The sequence below is a fragment of the Pasteurella testudinis DSM 23072 genome, assembly GCF_900176075.1.
GTDB classification, from domain to species: Bacteria; Pseudomonadota; Gammaproteobacteria; order Enterobacterales; family Pasteurellaceae; genus Chelonobacter; species Chelonobacter testudinis.
This window is the reverse complement of the sequence record NZ_FWWV01000040.1, coordinates 1-6,987: the sequence shown is the minus strand read 5'-3', so window position 1 is coordinate 6,987 and position 6,987 is coordinate 1. Positions and strand designations below refer to the sequence as shown.

At 39.1% G+C, this 6,987-nt stretch carries 9 protein-coding genes; all 9 read right to left on the bottom strand.

Features of this window, described 5'->3' with window-relative positions:
- On the bottom strand, window positions 1–383 hold a 383-nt coding region (locus B8880_RS11085), incomplete at its 3' end, for a PAAR domain-containing protein (RefSeq protein WP_143933440.1).
- Between the two features lie 191 nt (window positions 384–574).
- On the bottom strand, window positions 575–1,276 hold the full coding sequence (locus B8880_RS11080; protein WP_084257666.1) for a hypothetical protein: 702 nt from the start codon (window positions 1,274–1,276) through the stop codon (window positions 575–577).
- Window positions 1,277–1,283: 7 nt separating this feature from the next.
- The gene (locus B8880_RS14770; protein ID WP_279626862.1) at window positions 1,284–2,207 is read right to left on the bottom strand and encodes an RHS repeat-associated core domain-containing protein; all 924 of its coding nucleotides are present in this window, start codon (window positions 2,205–2,207) and stop codon (window positions 1,284–1,286) included.
- 118 nt (window positions 2,208–2,325) lie between these two features.
- On the bottom strand, window positions 2,326–2,652 hold the full coding sequence (locus tag B8880_RS11070; RefSeq protein WP_084257665.1) for a hypothetical protein: 327 nt from the start codon (window positions 2,650–2,652) through the stop codon (window positions 2,326–2,328).
- A gap of 1 nt (window position 2,653) precedes the next feature.
- Window positions 2,654–3,721: an RHS repeat domain-containing protein gene (locus tag B8880_RS14765; protein WP_084257664.1), complete on the bottom strand. Its 1,068-nt coding sequence runs from the start codon at window positions 3,719–3,721 to the stop codon at window positions 2,654–2,656.
- 213 nt (window positions 3,722–3,934) lie between these two features.
- The gene (locus B8880_RS11060) at window positions 3,935–4,537 is read right to left on the bottom strand and encodes an SMI1/KNR4 family protein (RefSeq protein WP_084257663.1); all 603 of its coding nucleotides are present in this window, start codon (window positions 4,535–4,537) and stop codon (window positions 3,935–3,937) included.
- Between the two features lie 8 nt (window positions 4,538–4,545).
- Window positions 4,546–5,691 carry an RHS repeat domain-containing protein gene (locus B8880_RS14760; protein WP_260337787.1) on the bottom strand — a complete coding sequence of 382 codons (1,146 nt, stop codon included), beginning with the start codon at window positions 5,689–5,691 and terminating at the stop codon, window positions 4,546–4,548.
- A gap of 320 nt (window positions 5,692–6,011) precedes the next feature.
- Complete coding sequence (locus B8880_RS11050; protein WP_084257661.1) at window positions 6,012–6,566, bottom strand: hypothetical protein; 555 nt, start codon at window positions 6,564–6,566, stop codon at window positions 6,012–6,014.
- 13 nt (window positions 6,567–6,579) lie between these two features.
- Window positions 6,580–6,987 (bottom strand): hypothetical protein (locus tag B8880_RS14445; RefSeq protein ID WP_159460747.1); only part of this gene is annotated, 408 nt, incomplete at its 5' end.

Below are 6,987 nucleotides of genomic sequence, written 5' to 3'. Positions count from 1 at the left end.
ACCGTTTCGCTGCCTTCGGCAATCATGGTCGGCGGGGAATGGTCTTTACAAGCGATAGTGACATCACTGTTATCCATCGCCGCATAAGCTAAGGGTAGATTATTGGCGAAGACATTCGGGCTGCCGAGAATAATGGTGCCGTCGGGGTCGGGTGGGGTGAAGAAACTTTCGACTTTATTTTTGACGGTATCGATACCGGAAGACACGGCAGGGCTGAGCAAAATGCCCATGCCGATGACAAATCCACCGAACCCAGCACACAGAAAGCTAGCAGCCCCCAATATGGCGGCACTGACCAGTGCGCCGGCAACCGCACCGGCAAGGGCAGCCCAGAAGCTGCGGTGCTTAATGGTGTCGGTTTGGCGTGCGGCGGGCTCAACCACTTCGCGGGCACCGACGAGGCGGACTTGAGAGCGCGGAAAGTTGTTGATGCGAGCGGTGATGCGTTGAACGGCATCAGCGGCGAGTTTTTCACCGGCGGTTGGCAGGAGGTTATCCTTTTATTTTTCTATAAATTCTAGCTATCAAACCAAGAATAGTTTTGATAAAAAATACCGCTGGAGGTATATCTATATTAATTATCTTCAGCAAACCCCTGCTTTCTAAGTTCAAGTAATCCTTCTAATATAGGTTGTCTAATTTTTTTAGGCTTTGATAATGGGACTGGAATTACGATGTCATAATCATCACTATCTAAGAAATTTTCTAGGCACATTGTCACATAATCAAATTTTTCTTTAAACTTATCATCTAGTAATGATAGTGAAAAGAATTTATCTTTTTTTATTAAAATTTGGTTTTCAGGATCTCTAATAAATAATTCTCCAGGAATTCCACTATAGTCAAAGTTAGAAAATTTAGCTCTTGATATATCTATAGCCCAATCGATTTTTTTATAAAAATGCTGTCTAAATTCATTTGCTTTTTTTTGTAACTCTGGATTTTTATCTGATAAAAAAATATTTTTATTAATTCTGAATGATGATATTTTACCATCAATAATTACATTTTTTAAAAATGGACTCCAAAAAATTCCATAATTCTCAAATCGTATGTTTTTAAATTTTATGTTATCCAGTATTATCGGTCCAAACGTACAAAATAAAAAAACACACTCATTAAATTCAATGTTTTTAATGATTGGTAAATCTTCTATATTATTGGGTAATCCAATATCACAATTATCAAAGATGCTATTGATAAAAATACTTCTTTCTTTATTGAAGATATCAATAAAATTTTTTTTAAAGAAGTAGTTTTCTATTTTATTTGTCATTTAGCGCCTACTTAAATTTAATTTTTTTGTTTACATCATATAGCAAATAACCAACTTCATTAGTTAAATTTTTAGCTGTATACCTAATTTCATGAGTCGCTTTTGCTGCATTTGTTGTTACATCAAATACACCTTTAGAGGTGGTGGTAAAATCTGGAGATGAAATAAATCGTCCATTAGTTCCTCGAGTAAGTCCTGTATGCGTTACTAAACTATTCAACTCAGGAATATCTTTGATTAAATCTCTAGTTCTTCTTTCAACAGCTTTTCCAAAGCTTGCAGAATAAAGTGGTGATGTAGGATCTTTAAGATGGCGATAGCTACCACTACTCATAAGATCTTTTGCAATACTTGGATTATTTTTAATATCTTTTACTGCTTGGTTCACAACGTCTTGTAGTTTTGCTTGTAATTGTGGACACACAGCCAACCCAAACGGATCTAACCAATCCCACGGATTCTGTACATAGGAATACGGTGTTTCCCCTCCGGCAAGTCCAATCGGGTCGGAAGTCAGGTAATTCCCCGTGCTCGGGTCATAGTAACGAAAACGGTTATACGCCAAGCCACTTTCGTTATCCGCATACTGTCCGGCGAACAGCAGTTGCGGGTCGAGCGGGTGTGTTGCTTCGCTTCGCTGATAGCTGTCCAGCACCAAGCCCCAGAGGGTTCTTGGTTTGTCTTGCCATGCCAGTTCGCCTTTTGGGGTGAGCAAGCCAATCACTTTGCCATTCGGTTGCACGATAGCATAGTGGGTTTGCTCTTGCCACTGTTTGATGCTGCCGTCTTGGGTTTGTTCGAGAGTTTGGTAGCTATCTTGCTGTGCGATTAACTGCCAACCGTTGAATACACTGTGGCGTTCGGCAACGGTTTGCTGGTTTTTTTCGCTGAGGGTGTAGGCAAGTTGGTCACCGTCCCAAACATACCGCACTTTGCTATTTTGCTCCGGACAGGCTTTCTCAATCCGTCTGCCGATACCGTCATATTTATAATACCAGGTATAGCGGCGTTCGCTACGGTGATTGTCATGACTGCCGTTGTGTATAGAGCTAAAGTGTTTTCTTGATCTTCACTAAGCCTTTTTCTAATATGGTAATTTTTTCAATTGGTGTACCTTTTTCGTGAGATTTAGCCCAGTTGGGGATTGTTTTTTTAAATAACTCCACACCTTCAGGTTTTAAATTTGATTTTTTTATTACAATTGTTTTATCTAAATTTCCTTTTTCATCGAAGGGACTTATATCTATTAATAAATTATTATCCAATAAGAAATGGAATAAGGTATTTGACATTGTTAAATAATAATTTTGCCACCAATCACTTTGATTAGCTTTTAAATATGCGTTTAGATCAAATAATATAAAATCATTGTTCATTTTATTTACTCCTTATAACTTTTGATATCCCTTCGATAGGTATTAATTCTTTAGTTATTGGATTTCTAACAAAAGTTCCACCAATTGAACTAATCCTAGTTTCTTTTGCTAATTGCTCAAACTTAGGGGCAGTTTTACTAGTAATTTCAATAGGACGCCATACCCCATCTTTCCCTTTTACAACAAAATCTACTCGTCTTCCTGAGTTAGTTAATGGATCTAAAACTTTCTTGCCATTTGCATCACGCAATATTCTTTCTCTTAAAACATTTTCTTTTCCATAACGGCGTTCAAGAATATCTTGCGCTCTTTTTTCTCTGGCTAATCCATCGACTTTATTTTTAAGACACCCAGCCAACCCAAACGGATCTAACCAATCCCACGGATTGTGCACATAGCTATAAGGCGTTTCTCCACCATTTAAGCCAATCGGGTCACTGCTGAGATAGTTGGCGGTTTCCGGGTCGTAATAACGAAAGCGATTGTAAGCCAAGCCCGATTCTTCGTCATAATACTGTCCGGCGAACAGTAGGTTTGGATTGAGCGGTTCGCTGGGTTGGTATTTTGCCCAACGGTGGTTAAGCAGGCGTCCCCAAAGTGCGGTCGGCTGTTTGCGCCATGTCGGTTTCCCTTCCGGGGTGAACAGTGCCAGTGGTTGTCCATTGCTTTGGCAGACGGCGTAGTGGGTTTGATTTTTCCAGTTTAGCTGTCCACCTTCGGCGGTTTGTTCAATATCGTAGTACTGGTCTTGCTGCGCCAACAGTTCCCAGCCGTGGAACACACTATGTCGGCAACTGTCGATTCGCTGCTGTCTTTCCGTTTCGCTATAAGCAAGCTGGTCGCCGTCCCAAACATACCGCACTTTGATGTTTTGCTCCGGACAGGCTTTCTCAATCCGTCTGCCGATACCGTCGTATTTATAATACCAGGTATAGCGGCGTCCGCCGAGTTTGCCTTTGCCGGTGAAGACGGTGAGTTGGTTAAAGCCGTTCCAGCGGTAGTGGCTTTCGTCCAACGGCTTAGTGACCTGTTTGAGTTTCAGGCTGTCTTTATCGTAGCATACTACCAATGCTTACCTTTGCCGTCGATTTTCTCGGTTAGCAGCAGCTCTTAATGCTTTACTGCGAGGATTAAGATTTTTGTAGCTCCCAGCCAATCTAAACGGAACGCACCAGTCACATGGGTTCCCCACATAGTCATGCAATCTATCGATTCTCGCCAGCCGATTAAGTCAAGGCTAGCCAATAATTTTGTATCATAAATAAAACCACTTATCTTTATTTCAAGATAATTGAGAAAATGAAACAATAGATTGGCCATGATTTAAAGCAATAAATTCAGATAATTCTTTATCATTATCGGTTAATTTTTCAGAGTCCATAAAGAAATAATTTTCTATATCTAGAGAGCTATTATCGCTGTTAACTTGTTTATCAATGTCACTAATAAATTTAACAATAAATATATTAAAATTTGAAGCTATGAGTTGTAAATAATTAGGGTTTAATTGGCTGTAGTATGCAATAAAGTGATTTCCATATGAGTTTTTTTTATTTATATACCCAAACCTTTCCCCTGCGCTATTCCCTGCGAAACACCAGAATTTAAATGTTGCCATATTTTCTTTGCTCCAAAAAAAATTCATTTCATCATATATATTAGTAGGATATAAATGAGAATTTTTAAACCCCCAGAAACAATAATCTAGTAATGATAACCCATTAGATTCCTTTAGAAAGTCAAGGTGCAACTTATCTTTCTCTCCAATAATACTTCCTTGCCCCTTTAAAATTTTTATAGTGTTTTTTTCATAGGTTTTTATATATGGAGATTTTCCTTTTAAAACTTCAATTGAATTCATTATTTCAGCTAATTCAGTGTTCATTTTTGCCTCTAATTTATTTTGTTAATATATTGAGCTATTGTTTTATCCATGTTAGCTGCAAATTTCATAATTTCAGCTTTTGTTGCATTAGGATTAGTCTTTCTAAAAGCCTCCCAAGCAGGAGTGACAACTTGCCTGTGTATCTTTGTCGGTAATCCCTGTAAATTAGAGAGTGATGTTTTCATTGATTGTGGAAATTTACCATTTTTAATAAATACTTGAGGTATTCGGTGGTGAACTTCGAGTTTTCCTGTACCTATAAACTTCTTCATTTTAGGATAGGCATCCATATATATTTTTCTATAATTACAACTTGCCAACCCAAACGGATCTAACCAATCCCACGGATTCTGAACATAGCTATAAGGCGTTTCACCGCCATTTAATCCTATCGGGTCGGAAGTCAGGTAATTCCCCGTGCTTGGGTCATAGTAACGAAACCGGTTATACGCCAAGCCACTTTCGTTATCCGCATATTGTCCGGCGAACAACAGTTGCGGGTCGAGTGGGTGGGTGTTTGCTTCGCTTCGCTGATAGCTGTCCAGCACCAATCCCCAGAGGGTTCTTGGCTTGTCTTGCCACGCCAGTTCGCCTTTTGGGGTGAGCAAGCCAATCACTTTGCCATTCGGTTGCACGATAGCATAGTGGGTTTGCTCTTGCCACTGTTTGATNNTNCCGTCTTGGGTTTGTTCNANNGTTTGGTAGCTATCTTGCTGTGCGATTAACTGCCAACCGTTGAATACACTGTGGCGTTCGGCAACGGTTTGCTGGTTTTTTTCGCTGAGGGTGTAGGCAAGNTGGTCACCGTCCCACACATACCGCACTTTGGTATTTTGCTCCGGACAGGCTTTCTCAATCCGTCTGCCGATACCGTCGTATTTATAATACCAAGTATAGCGGCGTCCGCCGAGTTTGCCTTTGCCGGTGAAGACGGTAAGCTGGTTAAAGCCGTTCCAGCGGTAGTGGTTTTCGCCAGTGCGGTAGCCGTCTTCCTCAGTAGTTTTACGGATAAGCCGTCCGGCACGGTCGTAAACATAGCGGTCGTTGTGCAGGCGGTGGAGTTTATGTCCCGGCTGATAAATATCGTTGTGGCCAATCAGTTGTTGTTCGGCATAGTGTGGGTCAAACGGGTCAAGGGTGATACCGTGCGGCATGCCGACCTGACGTTGGCTGAGATAGCCGCAGCTGTCATACTGATAGCGTTCCCGGGTGTGGTTGCGGTTGCTGATATCGGTAATCTGGTTGTTGCCGTTGACCGTCATCGCCAGGTTTTCCTGCTCGTCATTGGCGGCAACGGTGTTTAATGCCTTATCATAGGCATAAGTGCGGTTGAGTTTTGTAGATTTTTGCGAAAAATAGATCGATTATAACGGAGTACAAATATATTATTAAAGAACAAGTTTAAAGAGAAATAATACCACTGTAATATATATCAGTTGTTTTTAAAGAAGAATTTATAATCGTTTTATGTCACTTAAAGAGTAATTGGTATAAGATCTAACCCTCTAAGTTTTAACTCTTTTTGAGCTTTTTTTATCAAATTACCAGTATTTACTCCTAAAATAACTATAAAACCTTTTTCTATACCACTGCCAAATTTCATATCACTTCTAAAAAAACCATCACTAATCGGAAGTTGGATTTCATTTGAGAAATTCGGTATAGGAGCTATTTGATTAACATATTGATTGCATTTATTACAATATTCACTTTGTTGCATTGCCAAATATGTTAATTTTTTCTCAGGAATAAGTGTGAATAATGAGCCTTCTGGATTTAAGCAATCAAATTGAATAGGATAACCTAAATTTTCGATAAAATATTTAAACTTAGCTGAAATAATTGGTGGGCCTCCATCGTAAGCAAAACTAAAATCAGCCTTATTTTTAATATGAAAATTATTAGGATAATATTGATAGTTAATACATGAATGACAGGTGCTACAGAAAGTTTCTTTGGGAGCGCATTCATAGAAATATGAATGGTTATCTATTCCAGATAGTTCATAAGCAATAATCTTATTTTTCATTAAATGTATTATCCTATTTCAAATTTGGATGTATGGTAAAAAAGTCATTCGCAGCATCTATATATTTAGCTCCTGTAGTTTTATAAAAATCAGATAATGCAGATAATCTTTCACTTCTATCAAAATTTCTTCTAATTATTCGTCCACTATTTCCTCTTTGAGGTCTCATATGAACAGTTTTGCCGTTAATAACTTTAGTTTTATTTATTAAAAAATCATTCATATCTTTATGGAGATTTCTATGTTTTGTAGCATCTAATTTTGTTAATTGTTGTTTCGGGTCTCCTCCCATAAATTTAGGATCTGAGTGGTGTCCGTGACACCCAGCCAACCCAAACGGATCTAACCAATCCCACGGATTCTGAACATAGCTATAAGGCGTTTCACCGCCATTTAATCCTATCGGGTCGGAAGTCAGGTA